Origin of the sequence: Enterobacter genomosp. S (genome assembly GCF_001631805.1) — a bacterium.
GTDB lineage: Bacteria > Pseudomonadota > Gammaproteobacteria > Enterobacterales > Enterobacteriaceae > Enterobacter > Enterobacter quasihormaechei.
Window position 1 is genome coordinate 97,787 of sequence record NZ_LVVA01000003.1, and the last position, 26,339, is coordinate 124,125.

Annotated in this window: 32 protein-coding genes; 5 read left to right on the plus strand and 27 right to left on the minus strand. The window is 54.6% G+C overall.

Annotated elements, in window-relative coordinates; all coding sequences use genetic code 11:
- Positions 1 to 72 precede the first annotated feature (72 nt).
- A complete protein-coding gene (locus tag A3466_RS04815; protein WP_063449633.1) occupies positions 73 to 312 on the plus strand; it encodes a YebV family protein in 240 nt (79 codons plus the stop codon).
- Positions 313 to 346: 34 nt separating this feature from the next.
- Here A3466_RS04815 and pphA read toward each other — a convergent pair whose 3' ends face one another.
- Entirely contained in the window at positions 347 to 991 is a 645-nt protein-coding gene (gene pphA / locus A3466_RS04820) for a protein-serine/threonine phosphatase (RefSeq protein WP_063449634.1), read from the minus strand.
- A gap of 159 nt (positions 992 to 1,150) precedes the next feature.
- On the opposite strand from pphA, the gene A3466_RS04825 reads away from it, so the two are divergent.
- The 4 genes from A3466_RS04825 to A3466_RS04840 all read left to right on the plus strand — a co-directional run bounded on the left by A3466_RS04825 (position 1,151) and on the right by A3466_RS04840 (position 4,274).
- On the plus strand, positions 1,151 to 2,131 hold the full coding sequence (locus tag A3466_RS04825; protein WP_063449635.1) for a VirK/YbjX family protein: 981 nt from the start codon (positions 1,151 to 1,153) through the stop codon (positions 2,129 to 2,131).
- Between the two features lie 588 nt (positions 2,132 to 2,719).
- Entirely contained in the window at positions 2,720 to 3,301 is a 582-nt protein-coding gene (locus A3466_RS04830) for an antA/AntB antirepressor family protein (RefSeq protein WP_063449636.1), read from the plus strand.
- Between the two features lie 215 nt (positions 3,302 to 3,516).
- Positions 3,517 to 3,963 (plus strand): STM2901 family protein, encoded by a 447-nt coding sequence (locus A3466_RS04835; protein ID WP_063449637.1) that lies wholly within the window; start codon positions 3,517 to 3,519, stop codon positions 3,961 to 3,963.
- Positions 3,963 to 4,274: a DUF1493 family protein gene (locus A3466_RS04840; protein WP_063449638.1), complete on the plus strand. Its 312-nt coding sequence runs from the start codon at positions 3,963 to 3,965 to the stop codon at positions 4,272 to 4,274. Before A3466_RS04835 ends, A3466_RS04840 begins: the two co-directional genes overlap by 1 nt.
- Positions 4,275 to 4,339: 65 nt before the next feature.
- Here A3466_RS04840 and A3466_RS23410 read toward each other — a convergent pair whose 3' ends face one another.
- The 26 genes from A3466_RS23410 to A3466_RS23505 all read right to left on the minus strand — a co-directional run bounded on the left by A3466_RS23410 (position 4,340) and on the right by A3466_RS23505 (position 25,696).
- On the minus strand, positions 4,340 to 4,489 hold the full coding sequence (locus A3466_RS23410; RefSeq protein WP_165602743.1) for a hypothetical protein: 150 nt from the start codon (positions 4,487 to 4,489) through the stop codon (positions 4,340 to 4,342).
- A gap of 103 nt (positions 4,490 to 4,592) precedes the next feature.
- Positions 4,593 to 5,015 (minus strand): tail fiber assembly protein, encoded by a 423-nt coding sequence (locus A3466_RS04845; RefSeq protein ID WP_063449639.1) that lies wholly within the window; start codon positions 5,013 to 5,015, stop codon positions 4,593 to 4,595.
- Position 5,016: 1 nt separating this feature from the next.
- Positions 5,017 to 6,768, minus strand: coding sequence for a phage tail protein (locus A3466_RS04850; protein WP_074160935.1), 1,752 nt, complete (start codon positions 6,766 to 6,768; stop codon positions 5,017 to 5,019).
- A 2-nt stretch (positions 6,769 to 6,770) separates the two neighbouring features.
- Positions 6,771 to 7,322, minus strand: a complete 552-nt coding sequence (locus tag A3466_RS04855; RefSeq protein ID WP_063449640.1) for a phage tail protein I — start codon at positions 7,320 to 7,322, stop codon at positions 6,771 to 6,773.
- Entirely contained in the window at positions 7,315 to 8,229 is a 915-nt protein-coding gene (locus tag A3466_RS04860) for a baseplate assembly protein (RefSeq protein WP_063449641.1), read from the minus strand. Before A3466_RS04860 ends, A3466_RS04855 begins: the two co-directional genes overlap by 8 nt.
- The gene (locus A3466_RS04865) at positions 8,213 to 8,566 is read right to left on the minus strand and encodes a GPW/gp25 family protein (protein ID WP_063449642.1); all 354 of its coding nucleotides are present in this window, start codon (positions 8,564 to 8,566) and stop codon (positions 8,213 to 8,215) included. Before A3466_RS04865 ends, A3466_RS04860 begins: the two co-directional genes overlap by 17 nt.
- A 38-nt stretch (positions 8,567 to 8,604) precedes the next feature.
- Positions 8,605 to 9,723, minus strand: coding sequence for a contractile injection system protein, VgrG/Pvc8 family (locus A3466_RS04870; RefSeq protein WP_063449643.1), 1,119 nt, complete (start codon positions 9,721 to 9,723; stop codon positions 8,605 to 8,607).
- Between the two features lie 2 nt (positions 9,724 to 9,725).
- Positions 9,726 to 9,941, minus strand: coding sequence for a tail protein X (locus A3466_RS04875; protein WP_082830912.1), 216 nt, complete (start codon positions 9,939 to 9,941; stop codon positions 9,726 to 9,728).
- A complete protein-coding gene (locus tag A3466_RS04880; protein WP_432416594.1) occupies positions 9,916 to 10,377 on the minus strand; it encodes a phage tail protein in 462 nt (153 codons plus the stop codon). The genes A3466_RS04875 and A3466_RS04880 overlap by 26 nt, the downstream gene beginning before the upstream one ends.
- A 5-nt stretch (positions 10,378 to 10,382) precedes the next feature.
- On the minus strand, positions 10,383 to 12,317 hold the full coding sequence (locus A3466_RS04885; protein WP_063449646.1) for a hypothetical protein: 1,935 nt from the start codon (positions 12,315 to 12,317) through the stop codon (positions 10,383 to 10,385).
- Positions 12,318 to 12,431: 114 nt separating this feature from the next.
- Positions 12,432 to 12,719, minus strand: coding sequence for a phage tail assembly protein (locus tag A3466_RS04890; RefSeq protein WP_023299869.1), 288 nt, complete (start codon positions 12,717 to 12,719; stop codon positions 12,432 to 12,434).
- A 51-nt stretch (positions 12,720 to 12,770) separates the two neighbouring features.
- Positions 12,771 to 13,277, minus strand: coding sequence for a phage major tail tube protein (locus A3466_RS04895; RefSeq protein WP_023299868.1), 507 nt, complete (start codon positions 13,275 to 13,277; stop codon positions 12,771 to 12,773).
- Positions 13,274 to 14,743: a phage tail sheath family protein gene (locus A3466_RS04900; protein WP_063449647.1), complete on the minus strand. Its 1,470-nt coding sequence runs from the start codon at positions 14,741 to 14,743 to the stop codon at positions 13,274 to 13,276. Before A3466_RS04900 ends, A3466_RS04895 begins: the two co-directional genes overlap by 4 nt.
- Before the next feature lie 38 nt (positions 14,744 to 14,781).
- Positions 14,782 to 15,405 (minus strand): phage baseplate assembly protein V, encoded by a 624-nt coding sequence (locus A3466_RS04905; protein ID WP_063449648.1) that lies wholly within the window; start codon positions 15,403 to 15,405, stop codon positions 14,782 to 14,784.
- Positions 15,398 to 15,952, minus strand: a complete 555-nt coding sequence (locus A3466_RS04910) for a hypothetical protein (protein WP_063449649.1) — start codon at positions 15,950 to 15,952, stop codon at positions 15,398 to 15,400. The genes A3466_RS04905 and A3466_RS04910 overlap by 8 nt, the downstream gene beginning before the upstream one ends.
- 8 nt (positions 15,953 to 15,960) lie before the next feature.
- Positions 15,961 to 16,623, minus strand: coding sequence for a hypothetical protein (locus tag A3466_RS04915; protein ID WP_063449650.1), 663 nt, complete (start codon positions 16,621 to 16,623; stop codon positions 15,961 to 15,963).
- Between the two features lies 1 nt (position 16,624).
- Positions 16,625 to 16,981, minus strand: coding sequence for a head-tail joining protein (locus A3466_RS04920; protein WP_045340204.1), 357 nt, complete (start codon positions 16,979 to 16,981; stop codon positions 16,625 to 16,627).
- Entirely contained in the window at positions 16,981 to 17,316 is a 336-nt protein-coding gene (locus A3466_RS04925) for a DUF2190 family protein (RefSeq protein ID WP_039269051.1), read from the minus strand. Before A3466_RS04925 ends, A3466_RS04920 begins: the two co-directional genes overlap by 1 nt.
- A 66-nt stretch (positions 17,317 to 17,382) precedes the next feature.
- Positions 17,383 to 19,503 (minus strand): ClpP-like prohead protease/major capsid protein fusion protein, encoded by a 2,121-nt coding sequence (locus A3466_RS04930; RefSeq protein ID WP_432416592.1) that lies wholly within the window; start codon positions 19,501 to 19,503, stop codon positions 17,383 to 17,385.
- Positions 19,451 to 20,971 carry a phage portal protein gene (locus tag A3466_RS04935; protein ID WP_063449652.1) on the minus strand — a complete coding sequence of 507 codons (1,521 nt, stop codon included), beginning with the start codon at positions 20,969 to 20,971 and terminating at the stop codon, positions 19,451 to 19,453. The genes A3466_RS04930 and A3466_RS04935 overlap by 53 nt, the downstream gene beginning before the upstream one ends.
- Positions 20,972 to 20,979: 8 nt before the next feature.
- Positions 20,980 to 21,195: a hypothetical protein gene (locus A3466_RS04940; protein ID WP_023299859.1), complete on the minus strand. Its 216-nt coding sequence runs from the start codon at positions 21,193 to 21,195 to the stop codon at positions 20,980 to 20,982.
- Entirely contained in the window at positions 21,192 to 23,312 is a 2,121-nt protein-coding gene (locus tag A3466_RS04945; RefSeq protein WP_082830913.1) for a phage terminase large subunit family protein, read from the minus strand. Before A3466_RS04945 ends, A3466_RS04940 begins: the two co-directional genes overlap by 4 nt.
- A 3-nt stretch (positions 23,313 to 23,315) precedes the next feature.
- On the minus strand, positions 23,316 to 23,819 hold the full coding sequence (locus tag A3466_RS04950) for a DUF1441 family protein (protein ID WP_023299857.1): 504 nt from the start codon (positions 23,817 to 23,819) through the stop codon (positions 23,316 to 23,318).
- 179 nt (positions 23,820 to 23,998) lie between these two features.
- Positions 23,999 to 24,217 carry a hypothetical protein gene (locus A3466_RS04955; protein WP_131797700.1) on the minus strand — a complete coding sequence of 73 codons (219 nt, stop codon included), beginning with the start codon at positions 24,215 to 24,217 and terminating at the stop codon, positions 23,999 to 24,001.
- Positions 24,218 to 24,536: 319 nt separating this feature from the next.
- Positions 24,537 to 24,815, minus strand: a complete 279-nt coding sequence (locus A3466_RS04965; RefSeq protein ID WP_063449656.1) for a hypothetical protein — start codon at positions 24,813 to 24,815, stop codon at positions 24,537 to 24,539.
- Positions 24,812 to 25,696 (minus strand): phage head spike fiber domain-containing protein, encoded by an 885-nt coding sequence (locus A3466_RS23505; RefSeq protein ID WP_209445936.1) that lies wholly within the window; start codon positions 25,694 to 25,696, stop codon positions 24,812 to 24,814. Before A3466_RS23505 ends, A3466_RS04965 begins: the two co-directional genes overlap by 4 nt.
- Between the last annotated feature and the right edge of the window lie 643 nt (positions 25,697 to 26,339).

Here is a 26,339-nt window from a genome sequence, read left to right on the forward strand (position 1 = left end):
TCCTTGTCTAGGATCAAAAATGGGTGACCGCACTGGTCATACCAGATTTTGGGCAACAAACCGGAGAGCATTATGACGAAAACCAGCGTACGCATTGGCGCTTTTGAAATCGACGACGCTGAACTGCGCGGCGAAGCACAAGGCGATCGAACGTTAAGTATTCCCTGCAAATCCGATCCGGATTTGTGCATGCAACTGGACGCCTGGGATGCAGACATCAGCGTCCCGGCGATCCTTGATGGGGAACATTCCGTTCTGTACCGTGAGCATTACGACAGTAAAACCGATGCCTGGGTCCTGCGTCTTGCCTGACCCAAAGAGAACCCGCCCGAAGGCGGGTTATTTATTACTGAAGCTGCACCAGCGTCAGGAAGCCCCCAAACACCGCCCCCGTATCGATGTAGTGCAGATTGTTAAAATCGTAGCGTTTGTCCACAGGCGTATGTCCGAACCAGAAGTGATCCGCGCCATTAATGCCCTGCCCTTTACCCACCATAAAGCCCATTAAACGTTCGCGATCCCACAGCACGCGCCTGGCATCAACCGGCTTATGCCTGACATATTCGGCGAAGGGATAATCCGCATGAGCCACAACGTTCAGGCCATTTGTACAGGTTATTTCAATGACGTGCGGTAAGGTCCGGCAGGCGTTAAGTAACGTTCGCGCCTGTTTTTGTTGCTCATCCTCAAGCGCGCTAAACCAAATACCGCCATTTATCGACCACAGGCTAAAATCATTATTTTCCAGCGCATCTAATGCCATTTGCTCGTGATTGCCGCGCACTGCATAAAACCAGTTTTCCTGCATCAGCTGTAAACATTTTACGCTGTCAGGCCCGCGATCGATAATATCTCCCACGGAGATCAGCAGATCCGTATCAGGATTAAAATGCCGACGTTTCAGCACATCCAAAAGCTGCTGATAGCAACCATGAATATCGCTGACAACCCAGACATGGCGCCAGTCTTTACCCTCTATTTTCTGATACATAAGCCCTCCATTCTGAAGTATAGCCGCAGCAGAAAATGTCTCGTCAGATATTACAAACCCCAACAAACCCTCAACCAGCCAGAAATAAACCCCGCCGCGCTATTAATCCTTTATTACCGGCCCCCTAAAATAGAGCGCAATAAAACGAGGGATTTTTACGTGTCGAACTTACACCTGCAAAATGATGTTTTTTATCCGCATCGCACAAATATTATTTCGGAACTGATTAAGGGAAAGCGCGTTCCAGGGCCTATCTGGCAAAAACGTGAATACCGTCTGAAGTTTCTTTTGCGCTCGCTTTTATTCTGGTCTTCCACCCATCGTATGCTGGAGGCGCTATCCGGACGCGATGATTTTGACAGATTACTGGCGGCGCAAATTACGCTGCCGAGCAAAACCCACCGTCAGTACCTGATGCGCGGCCTCAACGCCAATGACAGAGCCGACGCCATCGTCAGCCACTACCACTGGATTGACAGCCTGAAAGACCGGGTGCTCGCTCACGCCCTCGCGAGCCCCCAGGAGCTGCCCGTGGCGCAGTTTGAGGCAAAAAACGGGGTAATCTATACCGTTACAGCTTCCTCCGCAGGCAAGGCCGAACGCGAGGGCGAAAGCACGCTGTGGCTGCACGACCATGAAGATACCCTCCTCGCCAGCCTGACGTTTTGCGTTGCGCGCAGCAACGGGCGCCCGGTGCTGGTGATTGGCGGCCTTCAGGGGCCGCGCCGCAGCGTCTCGCGGGACGTTATCAAGCAGGCCACACGTGCCTGCCACGGGCTGTTCCCGAAGCGCGTGCTGATGGAGGTGATCTTCCAGCTCGCCTCACACTCGAACCTCAGCGCTATCTTTGCCGTCAGCGATGAGGGACACGTATTTCGCGCCCTGCGCTACCGGCTGAGCAAAGGCCGACATTTCCACGCCAGCTACGACGAGTTCTGGGAAAGCCTGAACGGAAAACAGCTCTCACCTCTTTGCTGGCAGCTGCCGCTGCGGATGGAGCGCAAATCGCTGGATGAGATCGCCAGCAAGAAACGCGCAGAATACCGCCGCCGCTTTGCGCTTCTTGATAATATTGCGGCTTCCGTCAATGCGCGGATTGAGCCCTTGTCGACCTCAGGCGAAAAACAAACAGAAATTTAACAAAACAGCCAAAAAGGACTGGACTTACGCCTGCCGGGTTGTGGTATGTTTTAAGCAGGCGCACAGGAAGTGAACCTTCTGCTGAGACGAAAACCGGATTTTAGCGTTTACTATGAAGCAGATAAAAAGAGACCGAATACGATTCCTGTTTATACCCGCGAATTAATATTTTCTTCATAATCAAACCGATACGCACCAATCAGATTAAAATATACACATTTGATGGTGCGTTTTCAGGCACTAAAAATCATATAGTTACACAAAATTTCGGACATGTTCGGACGAGGTTCGGACACATTTTTTTCGCTTACATTGACTTAAAAATGATTTTTCCCCTACTCGCCCTGCACCAGCAAATTCTGGTGTCGGGATTGGCGTCCCGGATAGAGACCGCGACTACAACACGCCGCGAGCGTGTTTTTTATTGTCGTTTGCATAGTCACATCTTCGCATTATGGTGGGCTGTGTGGGGGCAGAGCAATCCGCGCCGGTTGGTTTCTCCGGTTACGCCAACCCTGCACAGTTCACCATCCAACTGATTGGCATCAGAGGTGGTGGTTATTCCTGAAACCACATGAGAACGTCACTATGACCACTCAACTTATCCCTCTCTTTAGCGGCAAGATTTGCAATGAAACAAACATTCTCTGTGACGCGCGTGATTTACACGCGTTTCTATCGGTTGGTAAGATTTTTGCAGCTTGGATAAAAGATCGCATTACCGATTATGGCTTCATTGAAAATCAAGATTACATTTTGCTTTCCAATACTGGAAAGCAAAATTCAGGTCGGGGAGGACACAATCGTAAGGATTACCACCTTACACTCGACACCGCCAAAGAACTGGCTATGGTAGAGCGAAACGATAAAGGCAGACAGATTCGCCGCTACTTCATCGAGTGCGAAAGAAAGTTAAAACAGCAAGCCTCCAGCCCCACTCGTCAGGGTAATTACTCGGTAATCACCTACTTTGAAAACGGCCTGCCAGTGGCGTGCCACCCTCTTATGCCTGGCGAAGTTGTTATGAACCCCGATTCATGCCTGGAGCATGTGATCCGTTCCGGCTATGTAGTAATGCCATGCGATGAAGCTGAAAAATTCTCTCTCGGTGAGATACAGAAAATGATCACTATCGCGCGACAAGCACGTGATCGCTGGCTGCAACCTTAACCACACAGGGCAGCCCGTTCTTGCATACGGCGGGCTGCGATTTTATCCCTGACTATTTAAGGTCACCACACAAAACGTGAAATCATTTTGTAACAGCTTCAAATGCAACTGTCGACTTTCCAGCATTTTATGCGGACGTGAAATCAACGTGAGACAAGCACGAAACTTGACGATAAAATCATCATCTGTACAAAACGGAAGTGCTGGAGCTAACTATGGACACAACAGAGCAACTGGGCGGGAAGTTCTTTTTTGATGGGATGAGTGTTGACAGGGATGAGCTGCTACTGTGGTTAATTCTTGACGAGTTTCAGAAGCAGTTTAGCGACATTACCGACATTATGGCTATTGCATCAATGCTTGTTAGCCTGCCAGTTATACCAGTTAGAGGCAAACTGAACGCCAATATGGCAACAAGAGGCACCAGCCCATTATCACTTGCAAGCCGAAGCCTCATCCGCCAGAGATTCAAGACACCGCATAAAACAATAACCTGGGCAAAAATGCTGCGTGGGGAATGGGCATATACAACCAGCATAGGTGCATATATTGGCCGCTGGGTGCCGTGGCTGGGTGCGACGTTAACCGCATACGATCTGGCAATGGTAACCCGAAATGTAATACACCGTTATAAATTGATACTTTCAGCGGGGGAGCAGTAATGAGCAAAGCTGACGATGTTAGAGCGCTGGTTAGAAAGTATTTTTGGGTTATGCCTGACGAGGCATCACTGAGCACTGGAAAAAAAAGTGTATTACCCGAGGAAGCCAGTGACTTTCTCGAAGTGTATGCGGATCAACTGTCAGTCGATATGGCTACATTTGATTTTCGTCGCTATTTCCCGAATGAAGGGATTCGCTTTCTTCCTAACGCAATTCTCCCCAAATACCTCAAAACCGACCACCATCAGCCAGCCCCCCTCACCATTAGTATGTTGATTACTTCTGCCGAGGCTGGACGCTGGTTGTATTAAACTAACAGAGTTCTTGAAGTAACCAGTACAAAAAATTACCCCGGCACTAAACCGGGGAAAATTCGTCATGCTGCCTTAGAATCGAGCTTTAGCTTTTCTGCAAGCCGATGCAGGCCGTTCGCCCCTAAAAACTCTTCTGCCTGTTCGGCAAATTCCTGCCAGTTTTCACCGATAAACCAGGTTAAAACTTCGCGTTCACGCTCTGTTAATTCCACTGCTACACCCCTTATAAAGCCAGGGGTATAGTGTTCTGCTAATACCCATACCTTTCAAATAGGTATTATAGATCAATTGTCTGATATCGATCGTTAACAACGATCAATCAGGCGCAGCAGGCCACTCGATATCTGGTGCAAGCGACGTATCGACCCGCATTAACCGAATACGATACTCTCGCCATGCCAGCAGGCGGGCCTCCTCTTCCTTTGTTGCCTTACCTAAATCAACAGCATCATTCAGGATGGAAATTGTTTCGCTTGCAGCAGTTATGAGAGCAGCTTTACGTGCATCAGCTTCGGCAATAAGTTGCTCTCTGGTAGGGGCTGGCGGGTCAGCAAGCACAGGCTGACCGTATTCATTAACCGTCACAACCCGACCGAGAGCTTGCCCGTTGAGAAGATGCTGATACCATTGATCTGATATTGCTGCGGCATCGTCAGGCCACGTGCCAGCGGCTATGTAGTCAGCCCTATAAGCGTCATCATAAAAGCCATTTTCAGAAGCGCTAAAGTAGACCGTCATCTTAATACCCCTTTGCAATAAGCATGAATTTGCCCTGAGCGTTATTTGCGCGCAGCACGCAGCCTGTGCGCGAATATGACACGCAGGCTATTGAAGAGTCATCATCAGAGCCATGACCAGACCCGTCATAAGTTATTACAACACCGACACAGACTGACGGAAACGCGGTACTAAATGTGACACTAACGTTAGCATTGGGTCCAACGGTGATATTACTCATAACGACTTCCATAACACCTGTTGAAGCATCTTTATGCGTCATGGAATTGGCTGATTTGGTTGCGGTATTTTTTAGGTTATACCGCGAATCGCTTTCCGCCTTCGTATAAGCCTGACCCGCAGGGGTATAACTTCCTTTCGGCTGGAAACGGGCATCACTATCAGTTTTGGTGTAATAACGTGCATCAAAGTTAGTAAAATTGTTTGGTACTATCTGACCGCTGAAATAAAGGGTAGTACCATTCCAGTAACCTACATTCTTGCTATTAGACCAAAGGTCAACCTGACCATCCTTTGAACTGCGAAGCCCTGAGTCATTATCACCAATGTTTAAAACAGCAGATCCTACGGAGCCTATCTGAGTTGTTCCTTGTACGGTCAGGCCTCCAGTTAGAGTCCCTCCCGTAGATGATAGAGCCCCAACGTCACTCGATGTTGGTTTATTAGCAGTGTCATATTGTTTGGCCCAGGCTGTCCATGCTCCAGTGGAATACTGACTACGAGTGTAAGTACGCGAACTGTTGTAAACCCGATAGACCTGTGTCACGCCCGCATTTTTGTAAACCAGCAGTGTTCCTGCGTTGTTTTCTGGATAATGTCTCGCGGCTGAGGTATTGGCATTCAGTGGTTGATAATAAATGCCCGGCGTTTTTAATGTATCCAGATCCTCGGTAGAAAGCCCGATAGCCTGGTCGTTGAAGATATCCTGCGAAGTTACGCTGGTATCTTCTGTCAGTGCGTGACCATTTATCTTACGTCCTGTCGGTACACGCCCATTAGCATTATCATTAGCTGCTTTGACAGCTTTCGGCGTAGCCGCCAGCAATTCACTGTCACTGTCAGTTGCGCTACTGAGCTGGACAATCCCCTCCTGCGCCGTGGTGGCGTTCTGGGCAGTATATTTTCCTTTTGCAAGATCATAGGCATCCTTAACTGCCTTTGGTGTGGCCGCCAGCCCCTCCGACTTACTGTCGGTCGCATTACTGAGCTGCACCAGCCCCTTACGAGATGTGGTCGCATCAACGACGTCTATCGCTTCTCGTGCGCTTTTTTGTGCACCTGGGCCATTCTCAGCGATCTCCCCGAGATTTCGGTCGAGCCGCAGAAAAAGACCATCGCCCGTAGCCACTTTTAATTCAACTGCCGCCGTCTCTGATACCGCAAGTCGGTATTGCAGATTAACGCTGACACCGTTTTCAGGCTTTTCAATAGCGGCACAGTTCGCAACAGAATACAGTTCGCCAGCATCTGTCAGCAGGCCAACTTCCCTGACTACGAATCCACCAACGTTAACCGGAAGGACCAGCTGAGCAATAAACTGGTTCGCCTGATCCGGCGAAACTTGTAGTGCAGAAATTGCGCTGCGATAGACCTCACGCACCAGCTTCGTCTGCGCAGGATCCGGTTTAACGGCCTGCCCGTTCCCGTCACCCACAACAAACTCTTTGATGATGACGGGTTTCCCGGTTGCAGAGGATTGCGTCTCCAGCTCCTTGCCCCGGTTTGTCAGAATGCTGTAATACTTCTCAGCCATGGTTAAACTCCTGCCTCAATAACAACGTCAATCCAGGCGGTAACAGCACCGCCGGCATAATAAGTTCCCTTCGCACCCAGATCGGCGATCACATCGATGGTTGTCAGCAGGCTGCGAAGGTTTTTGGCTTTATCGACCTGGCGCCGTATGCGCTGGTAAAGCGCCTCGCCGATGGGCTGAATGCTGTAAACTTCCACCCTGAAGGTATAAGGATCCTTGCGCGGTGTATCCTCCCACCACTCCACCACCGTAGTAGGCAGGCTAACGGCGCTCAGCGATCGTCTGACAGCACCAGCGGTGCCCCGGTGCTGATGGACATAAGCGGCATCCCTGATCACCTGCCTTTTTTCTTCCTCGGTCCAGGCCTCCTCCCATGAATCCACCGCGAATTCCCAGGCCAGCCATGGCAGCAAATGTGCGGGACAGGAATCAGGATTTTTCACCTTACGTACCATGTCAGTATCCAGCGCCGTGATCAGCTCTGTGCTTGCCTGTTCCTGCGCCCGTTCCGGGTGAATAGCTGAAGGCGGAAGCAGAGATCGAAATTTATCCACTCACTCCTCCTTTACGGGTGACGTTTATCGCGCTGCACCACGGGGCCTGTCCTGCTGCCGCTTCCAGATCAGCCGTCGGGCTGAGCAACTTAACTCTGGATACGCCGGGCTGCTGAAGTGCTGAGTAAATTGCGGAAAGCGGTACGATGGCATTAATGCGATGGGAAAGCTGTGTGTAGCTCGTCAGCGTATTTATCGCGTTTTCCAGTACCGTCTGTGCATCCGGACCGTCTGGTATTTCAAGTTCAGCCTTAACGGTATAGCTGGCGATACTGGCACTCTTCACACTGACAAAATCGGTGAGCGGCCTGACTTCATCCGCGCTCAGTTTATTCATCACTTTTTCGATAAGGTTACCCCCGGCCTCGCCGTTGCCGGTTCGCGAGAGCACGTACACATCCACCTCGCCGGGCCGGTTATGGGTTTCGGGCCCGTAGGCGTCCGCATCCAGCACATCGTTATCCGCCGATTTGGCATGAAAGCGATAAGCGTTACGCGCGCCGGCCGTATTCAGCTGCGCCCACGAAAGCTGTATACGTTCCCGGAAAGCGTCGTCGTCTTCATAACCAGGATCGACAGGTGGAACCGCATCCGGATCACCGGGATTAATTACCAGACGGGAAACGTTAAAGGCCGCGCCCAGTTGGTCGAGATCGGCCCCTCTGGCACTGGAAAGGAAAACTGCGCGTACTGCGTCGTTAACCCGCTGGAACGCCAGGGTGAGCTGGTAGGCGTTGATTTCACCCTGTTTATACGCCGGGTCAGATTCCACCAGCGCATCAAATTCCGGGTCCAGTTCACGCAGGCGCGCCAGCCAGCGGGTAAAAATGTCGGCGGCATCCGGTACCACGATGGCATCCGGCACCGCCAGGGCGGACAGGTTAATCACGTCATAGCTGCTTGCCATAAATCGATATGCCTCCGGTGCTGACAGGAAGATTGTTCTCTTTGTTAATCCCTTCGATATCCACCACACACCCCGTTTCGTCAGCCGGGAAAGAAACGACAACGCGAGTGACCTTAAGCCGGGGTTCCCAGCGCGCCAGCGCCGAGGCGGTCGCGGCGATAATGCGAAGCCTGGTCAGGTCATCACGCGGATTGTCCACCAGCGAAAACAGGTCGCTGCCATAATCACGAACCAGCACGCGGCTGCCGACAGGCGTGGAGAGAATATCGCTGACGGACTGGCGCAAATGGTCGCTACCGGACAGGCGTTTCCCGGTCCGGCTGTTTACACCGTTCATAATTTTTTTCCGTATCAGGGTCGCCGGGCGGCGGCGTGTTAGCCGAAGTAATTCGGGCCAGTTTTATCCGAACTGCCGGATTTTTTTGAGGATTTCGCAGGCTTGCGAATATCAACCACCAGGTTGTATGTGTAACTGAACCCGGCGGGCGTCAGGGAAAACACCAGTGACTCAACAACCCAGGCGCGGTCTTCCCGCTCGCCAAATCCGGACGTGGATACGCCAGATTCTGCCGTGAGGGGAACGTGCCTGGGTCGGCAAGGCCCCGTTACTGTCATTTTTTGTTCATTGCGGCGGGCCTGCGTTTTTTTCGCTTTGGCCTGCTGATCGGCAGTAGCTTTTACAGGCTGGGTATACGGGTTAGCCATTGAGGGGCCATCATGATCAACCGTGGTGGTTTTGGTCTTCCCGTCAGCCTCATCGTAATAACGTACGCCGATTTTGCCTGAGGACTTACCACTGCTGGCGGTGGCCTTCCCTGTCGAACTGCCCCGCTCTCCTTCGCTGTAAGACCAGTTTGACACCTCTTCTGGTGTGATAATCAGAGCTGCGGACTGTTCGCCGGATGCATTTGCCGTGGCTCCCTGACGCAGAAACAGCCAGTATCCGCCCGACGGTTTACTGACAGCATTCCATGTTCGGGCCAGGCGCGTCAGCAGATTGGCGTCCGATTCTGCCACCTGGTCAACGTGGTCGATATGGATATCGGCCAGCTCTGCGGCCACTTTTGGTACCAGTCCGTTTTCAGTCGCTACCGTTTTAACCAAATCCGCCAGTCGCAGATTATCCCAGCTGCGGGTTTTCTGGCTAAGCACATCACCGGGCTGTTTCTGTGCGTTCATTGGCGCAGCGGTGGCATAAATCTCGATACGACGGGGCGGGCCGCCGCTGCCAACCCCGGACACCACGAACCAGCCCTTATCCACCAGCTGGTCGTTAAAGCCCAGCGCCAGACGTAGCCGTGCGCCTTTTGTCGGTAAGGGAAGCGTTTCTGACAGCAGGGTGATTTTCAGCTCATCCGCTTTTGCCGTAGCGCCGCCGTAATCAGTCAGCGTCAGCTCTGCCAGGCATTGTTGCAGCGCACGGGTAATATCTTTTCCTTCAGCGCTGACGCTGAAAGCGGGAGCATATTCCGGTTTAACAATCTGATCTGCCATTTTTAATCCCACAGGCTGTAAGCGGAAGCCTGAACCGGCGGAGCCAGATCCGGTAAAGTGATATACAGACCTGACGGATAAACGGCCCCACGGTCAGCCAGTCCAGGATTCGCTTCAAGAACCTGCGTCACACTATAAGAGAGGTTCTCCGTGCCGTAATGCGTCGCGCAGATCGCATCCAGCACATCACCGTCACGGGTTTGATATGTCATCGGCATAATGTTTCAGCGTCATCGTCCAGTTTTTGTTTCGGTGGCCGCCGCCAGGCAGGAATCGGCTGGTCGTATCTGAGAAGTCGATCACCACCCACCAACCCAGGACATCTCCTTCACCGCTGACCAGCTGTTGAGGCTTATTCTGGTCTGCCAGGTCGAAGAGATCGTTAACAGCATCCACCCCCTTACGAAAGAAAGCATGCGATTCCCCTTCAAGCCGGACGGTTCGCCCGGGCTTGCCGGTATACTGCAATAAATCCTGCTTCCCGATCCGCTCCTGTTCGCTCCATCGCCAGCTGGCCTCTCGGGTCAGCTGGTTGTATGCCGTGGTGTTGATCGAAAAGGCAAAATCGCCCAGCATCATCATCACCCGGGCGGCCTGAGCCCCCCGAACAGCGCTTGACTGAAGCTGCCCGAAGTCTTCAAAGACAGGAATGATTTCACTCACCAGATTTGTCCTCCGTCCAGCATGCTGCTGTCACCATTAAATACCGGACTGGTTTTAGTCACCGCGACAACTTCATCCCCGATCGCCCTTTCGTCCTGACCAGGTGCACCATGTATTTCATAATGAAATTCGAAACGACGGTTGTCGGTCAGTTGTCGGGGAGGCGGCGCTTTGTCCGCACTATCCAGCTTCTGTAGTAATGTTTCCCAGTAGCTGCCCCCCTCTTCGTCTGACAGGCCTGCTGGCGAGGCAGGCTCCGGGGCCGGAGACAGGGGCAAGGAAACTTCAGGCTGATAAAGCAGAAAATCTGCGCTGTTATCCCGGTGGCGTTCAATATCAAAAAAGGGATTACGCGACTCTCCGGATCCTTTCGCTTTTTCCGCTGCGGGCCAGACGCTACTTTTTTCAAACGTGGGAAATGAAGGAAGTCTGTAGTTATTCCAGGCACCGGCAGTGCTGTCGGATGTTTCATGTCCCGGTTGCACAGACGTCTCCTGGTTCTGGTTCAGTGCTGAATCCCAGGAGAACGGCGCGCCGCTGCTTTCCGGCGTCACGTATTTATCGAGCGTACTGTTGAAGGTGTCATCGTCGTCGCGGAAAAATCCCCGGGTGTCCCGGTACGATTTTTTCACATCATCAGGCAGGTCCGGCTTTTCCTTCAGCTGCTGCTCAAACCATTCGCCCTGACCATTGCGTTGCGCCGTCATGCGCGCCATATCAACCGAGCCGGTCATGGCCAGCGATTTGAGCACGTCCTGCTGATCGCTTCTCTCATCCGGTAAAAGCCAGGACAGTTTTTTTGCCAGCGCGTAGGCCACTTTCCCGACGAACACAATGCCCTGACCGAACGTCAGCACGCCGGGGTAAAGATCATTACGCAGGAAACTGACAATGCGTTTGATCCCGCCCCCCTTAAACCACTCCGCCATATCATCCGTCAGCCGGCGGATATCTGGTGCCAGCTCGTTTCCCAGCTGCCCTGAGATTTCCGCTACAGCGGAGGAGAAGACCGTGCGCAGGCTGGTGATGGCGCGGTTGCCCTCCATCGCCCCTTCAGCCCCCTCTTTCGTGACGAGGTTATAACGCCGCTGCTCGTCCATCAGGTCACGGTAGCTTTTGCCGGACTGCTTCAGCAACATCAGCAGTTTGCTGGCCTCGCCGCCAAACAGCGAATCCAGTGCAAACGACGCTTTCGACTCGTCCTGCATGCTGAGCGCACGCTCGACGATTTTTTCGAACTGCGCCATATCGCTGAGGCCCGCAAAATCCCCCGCCTTAAATCCCAGCGTTTCAAACGCATCCTGAAGGGAACCCTGCTTGCCGTTCTGCTTGTACTCTCCTGCCTTGTGAAGATACTCCTCGAACAGGTCGCCGATGTTCTCCCCGTTCATGTCGTACTGCTTCGCGAGCGTGTCCCAGGCATCAAACGTCGGGATATCGACGCCATAACTTTTCGCCACGCCGGCCCGTCGGGCCGTCTCCGCGTTGGTGGCCGCAGGGGCAATCAGGGTACCCAGGGCGGAAGCCACCACGCCACCGCCGCCGATCGCCAGCCCGGGAGCAACCATCCCGCCCAGCTGTCCGGCCATACCAAGGCCACGGCGAAACAGCCCTTTCCCTGCCCCCTTGAAGGCTGCCAGCCGTTGTGCCTTCTGCATCTGCTGATTCAGCTTCTGCTGTTCGGCCTCCGTTTTGCGGATTTCACGGGAGACGTCGCTGTAGCGCCGTTTAAGATCGCCAAGACTTTGCCCGGCCAGCTTCGCACGCTTAATCTCTGCTGCCAGCTTAGCCTGGTCTTTCGTCAGTTTTTCTGACTGCTTTCCGACGTCCTTCAGGCTTTTTTGCAGGCTGTTCGCTGAACGGCTCCAGGAGCTGTCGATACTGCCGCCAAAGGTAATGACGGCCTTAAGGTTCTGGCTTAATCCGGCCACGATTAACCGCCTCCACTTCGTCGGTGAGAAAATCAGAAAACACACTGAACGGCATATCCAGATATTCCGTCATGGGAAAATGCAGGCGCCGTCCCAGAAAACGTATCGCCCGCATCAGCCCTCTTTCGGTCGCTTCTCGGGCGGGAGCATAAAAACATTAAACGCGTCCAGCAGCTGGGCATAATCTGCCGCAGTCAGCTGCCAGATATCCTGTTCGCTGAGGTTGCACAGCAGCGCAATCATGCGCGCCTCTTTTTCTTCTTCACTGCCGCGGTCTTTGGAAAAGGCAATGCGGTCACGGACCAGCGGCTCGCGCAGCGTCACCTGTTCGAGCAGGCCACCGTTCTCAAAAGAAACAGGGGAATACAGTTTGATAACGCGGGTTTCACCAGGAAAAGACATGTTGATCTCCATAAAAAAACGGCCCGCAGGCCGTTGTAAGATTGTTTGAGTTTAAAGCCGTACTTTTGCCGCCAGACCGGACAGAACATCCACGCCATTCACCCGGCGCGAGAAGCGCTCAGTATCAATCTCAAAGAGCTCGCGACCGTCCTTGGTCTGACGGTAATAGCTCACGGCGATTTCCACCGTGACGGCATTTTCGGACAGGCTGTCCTTGCCACGCGCGTCGGGAGTGACGGTCTGCACAAAGCCTTCGATCTCCTCGATCGTACCCAGCGCGGTACCGTTAGCCAGATAGCCCTGATAGGCCGTAAAGCGCGGCCGGCTGCCGCTGACAAAACCGAAAGCGGTCAGCATATCCACGTCCACACCGTAAAACTTCAGCTGACAGGTGAGTGCCTCCATACCGTCATCAACGGGGGACGGTGCATCCTGTGCGCCGGTACGCAAATCCGTTTTGACAATGGACAATGCCGGCGGAGTAAATTCATGCGCCCCCTGTATGCGGATCCCCTGCCGGAAGAAGGTCCAGACGCGTAATGTGTTTTTTTCGCTCATGCTGCCAGCATCTCCTCAAGCGCATAGTTGTTATTCACCCGGACGCGCAGGCTGATAAGCTCAGTCGGCGATTTCGGACCAAAGTCATAGTTGATGTACAGCACGCCAGCCGCCATGCTCTCAGCGGTGTTAAGTTCTTCATCCAGCCAGGCGCGACCACCGAAAATGGCTCCGAGGCCGACCAGCTGGCGCATATAGGCGTTGATGGTGCCGATAATGTCGTCGGCATTCTCCCGGTCCAGCGGACGGTCAACGTATTCCAGCATCGTTTCCTGAATACTGTCCTCGATGACGTCTGCGGTTCGGCGAACCGATTCGAAGCGCCACTGTGGATCGGTACCGCACAGACGGTTGCCCCAGTGCTTAAACCCTGCCCGGCGGATGATGGTTGAGACGTTCTGCATGTTGAGCAGGTTTGCGTCGCAGTTTTCATCGCCGAGAATGAACTCGTCGATCTGTTCCACCCCGAGGATGTTATTGATGTCCTGGTTGGATTTACTCCACCACCAGCCCTTCTCAAAGTCGATTCGGGCACGCAACCCCGCCGCAAACGCAGAGTAAGGACGATAGACCAGCTGGCCGTCGGCATTGCTGACCTGTACGCGCGGGCGCAGCAGCTCGGTGCGGGTACCATAGGACTGTCGGCGCTGGACCACTTCTTGCAGCTTAGCGCCAGCGGCACAGTCAACATACGCCACCGCCCGCAGCTTGCCGGCAACGGTTTCCAGAGCCTTGCCCACGGCATCATCCTCACTGAACCCCGGCGCAATCACGATACGGGGCTGGTACGTCGTCACGGATCGTGCAGATGACAGCGCGCCGATCCCTGTCAGCACCGCCGCACGCTGTTTCGCTGCATCGGCTTCTTCAGACACGCGTACCACCACCGTCAGGGCATTTCGCTGGTCATTGATTTCCATCAGGGCCTGTTTCAGCGTGCCTTTTTCACCGAGCCGGGAAAGCATCGAGGTTCCGACAATCGCGACAGGGGTATTCAGCGGGAAAGGTTCATCTTCGCCGCCTGCCAGCTGCAACCGGAACGGTGTGACCACGCCACTCCCGCTTCCCGTTGCGGTGACTTTCACATCATCCACCGCGCCCACGGCAGTGGCCACGGCTGAAGGGGTTGCCGTCAGCTTGCCGGTTTCATCGCAGCCAAGCGTGATAGTCAGCGTTAATGCCTCCGCATTCCAGACGGCAGAAGTCTCAATCGCTGCGGGATTTTCTTCATCAGGGATACTGGCTACAGCCTCAACCACCACCACGTTTCCTGCCCTGCCTGCAACTGTCGCGGCAAAATCCACAACGTTATCCAGAATCGGGGTTCCTGTGCTGGCACTGGCCGGCGTTCCGGCAGAGGCATCAGGCGCAGTACCCACCAGGCCGATAATGGCCGTCTGGATCGTCGTGACCGCGACCGTACCGGATGTCAGTTCGATCGTTTCCACACCATGTAAATTCGCCATTTATTTTCTCCAGGCATAAAAAAACCTGCCGCGGCAGGTCACATTTTTTGATTGGAGGGATTCGTGGTTCCGCCGCCATCACCATTTTCTTTATGGTCATGGTCGTTGTAGGTTTCGCGGATCCCGCTCATTTTCCCGGTACCGTCCGAAATTTCCTGTGTTGCATCGATGTTTCCCTTCACTTTCGTGTCGGAATTGATTTGCGTAACGCCCTGAACTGTGAGGGTGTCGGTGATTTCCACCGGACCATCGAGCGTTCCCTTTCCGATAATTTTGTAGGTCCCGCCCTCCGCCAGCGTGATGGTCAGGGCATGCGCGGCACGGTCATACCGGATCTCGGTACCGTCACCGTAGCGGGTGATATGTTCGCTGTCGCTGCCCTCCGGTACCGGCAGACCGCCGGTATTCCAGCCGGGAAACACCCGGCCATTATTCAGCTCGCCCGCCTCCGACAGCACCGTGACCGCATCCCCGACCGCATACGGATTGGAGTCAGCCCGGTTTGCCCCGGAAAAGCCCTGGCAAAGCGGCAGCCAGGTAGTGGTGATGTCGCCCAGATCCACCCGGCACTTCGGTATACCGTCATGCTTAACGGAATGAATAACCCCGCGCCGCACAATATTCGCCAGGCGACGCTGTAAATCGCCCTCGATATCACTCATCGGGTTTCGCCTCGTAAATCAGCTGATAATCGTCCACATGCGCGCGCCCGATATCCGGAGCCTTACCAAGCCAGACGCCGTTCAGCGGAGAATTAATCTGCGCAAACGGATCCGCACCAAAGGCTGCTGATTGTGTGAAGGAGATCCGCCAGACCAGGTAATCATCCATACGCGGATCAAACTCATCGCGTGACGCATCGATAAAGACGGCTGGCTCAAGACTGGCCAGGCCGAACTGCTGGCCGTCAATCCACTGAGTGATATCCGCCGCCGCCGTGCGCAGGAAAATTTCGGGTCGGCTGACGCCAGCGCCTGCCGCGTCCACCACAACGAACAAATCGCAGGACAGATTCACATTAAGCTGTCCTTCGTTGCCGCCGCCCTGCTCCCAGCCGTTAATGGAGAAATAGACCGCCGGGGTGGCCAGTCCGCTAAAGCGGGGCACGTTTTTTTCCGGGTAGGCATCGGCGTCACGCACCCACGCAATTTTTTTCAGCGCGCCGGTGACAGCATCGTGATACTGCCCCAGCAGTAATGGCTCAGCCATAGTCCACCTCAGACAGAAATACGGGCTTTCACACGCCCGCGCAGATCGGTTTCAAAGTGATGCATAAAAATCTCCATCGCCTCCGCAAAGGCGTTATCCTCGATGTAGTTCAGCATCGGCTCATAAATATCGACTTCCGCTTCGCGGGTACGACGGGTATCCGGATCGCGAATAACCACCGTCCGGCGGTTTTCACGGCGGGAGCGCGCCACTTCCCCGTTTTCAAATGTGCACGGGGATAGCAGGCTGCCCTTTGGGGTGAATCCGGCGTTTTCTGCCTGGCGCCGCGCCTTTATATACCGCCCGGTGGATTTATCCCGCCGGGTATGGTGAGGCCTGACCCGCCCGTTAATCCTGCCTTTCAGGTCTTTTACCTTGATGGCATTGAGACCAAACCAGAGACGAAAATTATCCAGTTGTGACTGAGAAGCGCGATCAAGACGAAAGGAAAGCAGACGCCGGCGCACCATATTTATGCTGCGCGGCGCCAGCCCGTCTTTCAGGTCAGCCATCGCTTTTTTACGTAAGGTAGCGGCGGTACGCTTCAGCGCACGGGAATACGCTGCCCGAAACTGTTTATGGGTGGCACCGATGTGCTCCGCTATCCGCCAGATGGCATCCACATCGATATCGACGGGCAAATCCCGCCGCAGTCTGGACTCACGCGCCATATCAGCTCCACTTGTTGATGTCCGGCTGCACCTTACCCGGTGCGCCATACGCCAGCGTGACGCGGGTACGGCCTTCTTCATCAGCGCCAATGTGCGTCACACGATAAGCCGTGCCGTTGATCTCCACGCCGTGGTGCTTCTCAAGCCCCACGATATCGGTGGTCATCGCGCTGAAGGCCGGAGAGCGATCCTGAATTTGCCCCCCGCCGGGCACGTCAACCGGGACATCAGGCGTCTCGAAAATCACTGTAACAGGACGCAACTCAGCGCCGACAGAAAGGACAGCAGGCACCTCTTCGGCAAATGCCCGGGATATCCGGGCATCCGCTTTTAACAGGCGTTGCCTAAAGCGGTTCATCAGTAACCAAGCCGGACCGGAACAGAATCCGCATCAGCCGCCGCCTCAGCCCAGGCCGTGCCCGCCAGAGGATTCGGAGCTGCCTCCTCACCCGCTTCCACAGTCAGCTTACCGTCTGCCAGATAGAGCTTCTGGCCAACAGTGACCGCTTCCGCTGCTTTTGGCAGGACGAACACCCCAGTGGTATGCAGCACACCCCACAACCCAGCCGGAATGTCGTCGTGAGCAACGCCCACCAGCGCACCTGAAAGCACGGCTTCTCCCGAATGAATATCGGTCGCACCGGTATTCTGAAAATCAAGGGTATTGCCATCCTGCTGAAAATTTTTCGCCATTTTTCTCTCCAGACAAAAAGGAGCAGCACGTGCCGCCCCGTAAAAAAAACCGTCAGATGACGGTCGTTATTTTTTGGTGACTTTAACCATGCCGCGCCAGTCAAGCGGTGCCACCCCGGCATCGATGCGTACCTTGAACGCGGCACCGTCAACGGTGAAGCCCTGCTGCTGCTCAAGGTATGGCGTATCAATACCGTCCAGATATGCCACCTCAATGGTGTCGCGTCCCTGTGCGGCAGTCAGGTAGTAATCCGTCGGGCTGCTGTCATCGAGGCGAGCCTCAGAGGACACCGTCACAAAGTTCTGGATCGGGTTAACGATACCGCTGTTCGCGTCCGCGCCCGGTACGCTTGCAGATTTGATCAGCTGGTTAGCGCGGGACTCGATGGCCACTGGCGTCAGCATGTAGGCCGGGCGAATGTTCAGACGGCGGTCGCCTGATTTTTGCAGCAGCATCGCCTTACGCGCTGTATCGAGGCCTTCGATACTCAGATCGGCGGAGACCAGGTTGCCATGATCGGCGTGGAACAGCGGCTTGCCGTCGGACATTTTTGGGTTGCTGGTCAGAACTGCCCACACCAGATCGCCCACGGTGGCACGCGCTGCAAGGCCCATTGCCTGCGGGATACGGGTCAGCATGTCCAGGTCATCATTAATGATGGTCTGGCGGTCAATGCTGAAAAGTTCGCCGTAGGTCGCAAGCGCAATCGGCTCGCCGCGATCTTTGATGGTGACATATTTATATTCCGCCCCGGCGCGGACCTTGCGAAGCGATGCAAGTGATTCCAGACCGACGCGGTGCGCGGTTTTGAAATCAGTCAGGGTACCTTTACGGGTCCACTGTTCGAATGACTCTGTGGCCTCGTCCCAGCCCATCAGCGCCGCCTTGTGCGCCACATCCATCAGGATATTGCCGAAATCGCTGCTGCTGTGGGTAAACGCAAGGCCGACCATCGCCTGTGCAGTCCCTGCGCCTGAAATACCGATCCCGCGATCCACAAGGGAAGCTCGCGCCAGTTCACGCAGGGTATAACCGTTGTAGGCGTTATCTTTTTCAGCCTGCGCATAGCCCGCGCGGCTCATTACCGCAGCACGGATGGAGTCACCGACAAGATTGCCGTTTCCGGCATAAAGATGAATAGCACCCGGACCGGCACTCGGCGTAGTTCCTGCCGCCAGCGCCTGGAGGAGTCTGTCACGGGCTTTTTCCGCCGTGCAGGAGAAGTCGGCCAGACATTCCGCCTTCAGTGTCGCGAAGGTCGGGAACGCCTCAAAAACAGCGGAAACCGTGTTCACGCGTTCCGCGTTTGCCGTCTGCATCTGCTGTTGCAGCTGCTGGGCCAGCGCAGTGATATCGATATTAGTCATCTGCTGCGCGGGCTGCTGTGGCGCTGGCGGGTTAAGGTTCGCCTGTACCGGCGCGGGCTGCTGTACCGGAGCAGGCTGCTGTGGCTGATTCACCGGAGCTTCGGCACGCGGCGCAAAAAGAGATTTAATCTGTTCTGGCATGTTCTGGTAATCCTTCAGTTTATTTTCATTCACACAGGCCGCAGCCTGTAGTTCAGGTTCAAGCGTGTCAGCGAAACCTTTCTCCACTGCCTCGGCCCCGTTAAGCCAGGTCTCCGCTTTCAGCATCGCTTCCAGCTCCTCCTGCCCCAGTCCCGTTTTATTCATATAGGCGCTGAGCATCAGGGCTTCGTTACGATCAAGCCACGCGGCGTAATCACGCATGTCATCAGAATCCCCGGCGATCCCGCCCCACGGTTTGTGGACCATGATCCAGGCGTTTTCCGGCATGTGCACCGTGGCGCCAGGCAGGCAGACAATCATTGAGGCCATGCTGGCCGCCACCCCGTCTACCCAGATATCCACTTTCGCTTTCAGCCGCGACAGGGTGTTGTAGATGGCAAATCCCTGCATGACATCGCCGCCGGGGCTGTGGATATGTAAATCCACCGCGCTGGCGTCAAACACCCCGGCGTCTTTACAGTCCGCGACGAACTGCTGGGCTGTGATGCCCCAGCCGCCGATCACGTCATAGAGGAAGATTTCGACGCGCCTGGCAGACAGCGCGCGGATTTCGTACCAGCACTGACCGTTTGCCGCATCGACACCCGCCAGGCTGGCGCGGGGGTTAATCATCATCGCTCGGCTCGCGCCGATCGTCTTTTGGTTTTGCCGTTGCATCTGGCATCGCTCCTTTGTCGTTGGCGGCGTCGGAATCAAACACCAGCCCGTGTTGACGGTTAAATTCGGTTTCACGCAGTCGCTGGCGTTTAACCTCCTGCGGGTTTTTACCCCGCGCCCGCGCCCATTCCGCTTCGGTACCAGCACCGCCACGAACAATGGCTTTCCAGGCATTAGCCTCTTTCCCCGGATCAATCCACGGCATCACCGGGCCGAGATAAAGCGCGTTATAGAGAGAATTTGGATCCACATCCGGCGGCACTTCAACGCCACTCAGCAACGCCATCGCCAGCCATGCGCGGTAAACGGGCCGGCTGTGCTGGCCGACAAACCACTGTTGCAGGACGTTGTACCCTTCGAAGCTCTCCACCAGCTCCTGACGCTGGGAGCTGTAGGTGCCGTTATAGTCCCGGGCAATGCTGGAATAGCTGCCGCGCGTGCCTGCGGCCACGGCCCGCATCTGTCCGTTCCGGAATTCATAGAGGTGAACATTTGGGCGATTTGATTCCACCATGCCCAGGTCTTCACCCGGGCGCAGATCGTCGTAAATCATGCCCGGGGCGATATCGTAATGGCGCTGGCCGCCGGGAGGTGAAAACTCCCCGTCGTCACCAAGAGACTGCGCATCACCGCGCTTGATATAGAACCCCAGCGCGGCGGCAATACGGGCGGCGACGCGTTCACTCTCTTCATAATCCTTGATGTCAGAAAGACGGGTAATGACTCCGTGGATCAGGCTGATACCGCGCAGCTGGTGCAGACGCTTGCGCTGCGCAAGGTGAAGCATGTTTTCAGCTGAGACGGTTTTAAGTTCAGCGCTGAACCGCGTCATATTTGCCGGGTGGTACTTGTAAACGCGGTAGCCGACGGGACGCCCCCAGTCGTTCACGATGATGCCCTGCCGAACCTGCTGGCCGGCGGTGCTGTTAAGGTTGAACGGAACAAAATCCGCCTCCAGCATTTCCAGCGAGAACGGTACGGAGGTGGAATGTTGCAGACCCGGCACATTCCCCCTGACCAGTTGCGTGAACACTTCCCCGTCACGCAGTGCTGAACGCAGCAGCAGGCGTTCGGCTTCCGGGCGGGTGAACATGCCAGTCACCTCAGGACGCACGGACCATTCAGCCCAGAGTGCCGAAAGTTTCCCGGCGAAATCGGAATGAAGATTCCCCTCCAGATCGAGGGGCTGAGGCTCAACATGGATCCCGTGGGCACCAATCACCCGGTCTTCCATTTTGTCGAACAGGCCGATCACCAGATCATGGTTTTCATCAAGCCACCGGGCCTGTTCCCGCAGGGACTGACCTGCTGCAAACACAGCGGTGTCCGCCGACTGGCTTTGCTTTTTCGCCTTGTGCAGCCGTGACGGATTTGCCGCTTCATACGCATTAAGCCGGAGACGATCCCGCTCGCGTGCCGCGGCCCACCCGGGGGAAATTGCCCTCAGTGTTCTTTCAAGAATGCCCATAGAACGCCTTACAGAAAGTTAGCGAGTTTGTACGAACCACCACGGCTGTTGACCGCGCGCCAGCGACGCTCCCAGTATTCGAGCTCATCGCGCAGCGCCTTCGGATCGTGGTTGGTAATGGCGCGACCGTTTACGCCGGTGAAAGAGATACTCTTGCCGTCCAGCGAGTCCTGGTAGGCCTGGCGTACCATCACCAGGGTTCTCCAGATGTCGTCTTTCTTCACAGCCAGCCTCCTCCCCTACCGGAAGATCCCAGCCAGCTGCCGGAAGGCGTGTTTTCTTTCTCAGGCTCAGCCCTGACTTGCGGCTGAACGGTTTTGTTTTTTTTCACGGTTATCTCCCGGGGGCGTTCCCCTTCATGAATATTTGGGTTGAGATCCTGCGGCTCAGCCCATGCAGGAGGTTTTTCCCAGTCGCGAATTTTTTCGTAGCCGCGCAGAACCGCGACGGCGTGGGCATAGCAGAACAGGTCAAAGGCTTCGTTGGCGCCCTTGCCTGGCTTACGCCATTTGCCATCCACGCCGCGCTCTTCGTAGGTCAGTTCCTCGTAGAACCACTCCCCCAGCCAGTCGGGAAAATGGATATAGCCTGCTCCGGGAGTCTCACGATCAAGGTTATTGCTGAGCTGATCCTTGAGCAGGTCGGTTTGCAGCAGATACACCGGCACCTCGCCACGCGCATCAGCGCGACGGTCACTGCGTTCGGTATTATTCGGGTGAGTTTTGGTAATAATTTTCTGGCGTTTTGTGCTGTCGCCCTTGATCAGATAGACACGTTTACCCAGACCATCCCGGCGACACTGGCGCCAGAATTTATAGGCATTATCTGTCACCCCTTCCTCACCGCCGCTGTCGACGGCCATGGCCAGCACCGGCATACGCCGCGTCGGGTCAGACTGAAGTGCGTAAGTTTTTTCCAGCACATCGGAGACAAGCAGCTGCCAGTCCTCCGGATACGCGCCGGGGTGGACTGGCTCCGCCTCGCCATGTTCATTGCAGCGCAGGGACTGGCGGATGTTGTAACGATCCACCAGCCAGCGTTCACCGTTTTCGCCATAACCAATTATCTGCACGACGAAACGGCGCTTTTTCCCGCCCTGAACGTCGACGGCTGCCAGCAGGAAACGCACCTTCGGCGGAACCATGCGTTTACCGTAATCCTCCGCACGCTGCATCAGCACATCGGCGCGTCGCTGTTCGCTGGCCGAGCGCGGCAGGTATGGCAGCCCCCAGTCAGTGTTGATAACCGCCTTGAGGGTTTCTTCGCTGCCGGTAGCCTCATACTCCTGCTCAGCAGTCAGCAGTTTGTACACCAGCTGCGCCCAGGTCTGGTACGCGGCTGCGGGCCCCTCCATCCAGAACGACGCTATGCGCGAACGGCGTGGCTCACCGGAGATCTTGCCGTCCCGGTCAATACTCTGACCTTCACGCAACCAGACACCCACCCCGTTGAGCTCGCGCTTTTTATCTGCGGTGATAATGGTGCTGCAATGCGGACAAAGCAGATGAGCCGACTCACTTGCTTTTACCGGATCAGGTTCATCGCGGTATCCGGTCATCGCCTCCATCGCAGGCTGAAAATATTCACCACAATGCGGGCACGGCCAGTACCAGCGACGGCGATCCCCACGGTTATACAGCGAAAGCGCGCCTGTCGTTGGTGGTGCTTCATGGGGAGACTTTCGGCGCCATTTGCTGTCGCGAATGTCCCGGCCTGGCGAACACTCCACCAGAGTCATCCCGGCGGACATAAAGGTGGTGGTACGCTTGGAAGCCAGGGTAAAACCGTCACCCTCGCCATCGATGTCCTCAGGGAAGCGGTCATAATCGGTGAGCGCTACACATTTGAAATCTGACGAGGACATGATGTTGATGGACGGCCAGCCAATCTTGAGATAGTTCCCCGCCAGAAAAGTACGATCATGCACGTTGTTGTCGTTTCGCAACGGGCTCAGGCGTTTCGCCACTTCAGGACTGACACGAAACGTTCTCGCCAGACGTTTTTTAGAGTGCTCGCGCGCTTTCTCCTCGGTCATCTGAACGACGAGCATATCGGACGGGTCGCAGACAATGTTGTATACAACCCAGCCATCCACCAGGCCTATCGTTTTCCCCGTTCGTGCTGGTCCAACAAACACCACCGCATCGTATTCACGCATCGCGAGGCAGTTCATCGGCTCTATCACATAGGGGGCGACAGCAGGATCCCATGGTACCGAGTTACCGGCCCCCATAGGTACGCGCATAAATTTTTGAACCGCCTCAGCCACAGGCATACGGCGCGGGGCTTTGAGAATGGCGGAAGCGTTACGCCTGACTTCCGCTGCCGTGGCCTGTCGCATGATTTACTCCTCTTCTGGCATTTCCTCCTGTTCTGGTGAGTCGGCCTGCTCAACTTTGAGGGCTATCTGGTCGCGCAAATCGTCAATAACCTGCTGCACCCTGACAACTGCGGAAGGGGTCATGGCGCAGTCTCGTTCAAGGATGTCGGGTAACGTCTCCAGCACCTGAACCATTGCTTTTGCCATGGAGGAAAATTCTCTGGTGACTTCTGACGCCGGGATCAGCTCCCCTGTTTCCTGCTGAAACTTGAGCCTTTCACGCTCTGACTGAAACCAGGCTTTACGATCGGGGGGAAGCATTTTGTCGACGTCCACCAGCTCCGACGGAGTGGTACTCGTCAGCAACTCCCTGAGGATATCGGTGATGGCATAAAGCTTAAGTTTTGGATTGCTGCCCGGTGCCGGCTGAACATTTGCAAGCTTGCTCGCGACCGTCTGGCGGTGCAGATCGGTAATGGCTGCCAGCTGCGTGATATTCAGCCGGAAATTTTTCAGTTCGTTATCCATGATGGTGAACAAAAAATAGTCATTTCAACATCCTGCAAATGATCAGGACTGAAATATCAAGAGGTTAAAGAGATGATGATGAAACCCATAAAATGCAAAAAACTAGCCGTTTCCCGCGTGTCCTCGCCCCCTCGGTGCTCAGAATCGCCAGGAGTACCTTTTCCAAATGAGAGCCATTGTCATCTATGTTTTGATGCCAGCAGCGCCGCTCCCTTGCTGATCGCTGCCGCCAGCGATTCAGCAAGCAGCTCAGGTGGGACACCGGGTAATCGTGCAGCCCAGAAAGCCCTGGACCTCACCCAGTCCATTTCTCCGGTGAGTTGTGCTGTAATAGCATCGCGTAGCTCTTTTATCAGAGCTGCTTTCTCTTCTTCTCTTTCGTACAGGGAGTTATTCATAATCATGTCCAACTTAGACAGGCTTGACGAGATTGCAGGTCAGGTATTTACTGAGTTGTACAATTTAAATTACGTACTTTGAAATCGATATTTCACTACCTTCGAGATTCGTTTTGGCCCACGCCACCAGAGGCGCCGGGATTTTCACCCATATGCCTTTATGCATTGTGTGCGAGCCAGTTTCATCAGCGGGCTTTCTGTTTGACAGTGTGATCTGCGCAGTGCCGAATTCAACATGCATGTCGGAAGTCATGACTCCGTCCGAAATTTGAACCCACTCCCCTGTCAGCTTTACATTTATTGTTTCCATAAGTCCTCATCAGGCCAGAACGAAATCAGGATCGGACGGCGTAACGAGATACAACTGAGCCGCCTCCGGTATCTCGCCGTAAATTACATCAATATGAAACCCCGGAAGAGCCTTTGGCTGTGTCGCCACATTTCCGTCGGCATCATATTCACCATCATCGCTGTATAACACGCCACGCACCGCTATTTGAAGCTGGGGTGTTGGCGCTATCCAGCCTGATTTTTTTGACCACCAGGCAGTCGTTTTACGAGCTGTGAATTCGTCAGGAAAGCACAGGTATTTAATCATAATTTCAAATACTCTATCCGTTGAATGTATCTGGCGCCCCAGTCAGCTGCTGCCTGTGCGAGCTGCACCTCTTCTGCGCCAGCAAAGTCAAGTGTGCTTGTCGTACCGTCTGAATAATGTACCCGGCATGAAGTTGCTATGCCGCCAGGGTTTTTGATGAAAACGAATGCTGCGGCTCGCGTGGCGGCCGTCGCCCCCGTGACGATTGGCGACGTTACAAAGGTCCCTTTTTCGACCTGATACCCGCTCACTGACGCAATTAAAGTATCTGCAAGAGATCTCAGTCCCAGCCACGAAAATCCATGAGCACCGGTGGCGGTTTTCTTTAAAACTAAACGAGTGAGTGAAGACGTTATCGGATATCGCGGGTGCTCAACAGCGGAGTCCGCATACATGACTATTTGCTTATTTTCCTGATCGGTTCGGACAAAAACCGAATAGACTGAATCCCCTTCCCCCTGCCCTCCCTGACCACCGATAAGTGAGTAGCATTCCGAGAGAGCAGATGGCGTATAAAACGTGTATTCAGCTGTGGGGAGCCCTGACTGCGCAAGTCTGCGCGCTGAAATCGTCCCTCCACGTGATAATGCGGTTTTGAGCAATTCAGGAGTTGCCGTGTTAAGCATGTAATTCGTTGACTGAGGCTCTGGTTCATGCCTTCCTACAGCAACACCGTCTCGATATTCAAGCGGCCATATGTCTGGAGCTGCGAACTTGATCGAGCCATCGGAGGCGTAATAGGCATGCTGACTCACGCACTGAAACTTAAGACGAGGATCAAGTGTTTCAGACGTCAAATCAATATCACTCAAGTCATTCCCGCCACCGCTATCCGGCATATTACCCAACACCAGTGAACCGGGGATGATTAGTCCCTTCATAAAAACACCTATAGTCTGGAATTTATAGTAAGGCTCAAGGCTGAAAACTTTCCTTCATCAGCGCGTGCGATGCGCAGATGTATTGCAGAGTGGCTATTTGTTTTTGAGGCGGGCCCAGAGCATGCAGCCGTTGAGGGTAATTGACACCACCAGCAAGCTAAAGAACGCGGTGGGCAATGAGTAAATAAATTAAAGAGGCACTACACATGTCCTTATCCTCTGGTGGGTATATGGATTGTTTATCCGCTGATGGAGATAACCATTATCAAGCCCACCAGCAGGTGAGCTTTGTAATTGCTGCCACCTCCCGGAGTGGCCACGCTCCAGCCCTTTAGTTGCCGTCGTTTCATCGACGCTTAAAACCGCTACGCGTCTGGCGTTCGCGCTGCGCTATCGGGGCATTTCCCCTTATTAACCCTCACCACGGTCTGACTACGCGACTCGGGGCAGCATCATGGCTGCTGCATGGCCTTATGGCTGCGGTCACCCGCTCACTGCTTCAAGGTCTTTAGCCCATCCACCAGTGAAAACAATCTGAGGAAATTCTTAATATCCCACGCTTACGCTTGTTGTTATCTGCCTGGCTGCCAGGCTATACATGACTCTGATGCGGAGAATGCCAACTCCGGGGAACATCAATAAA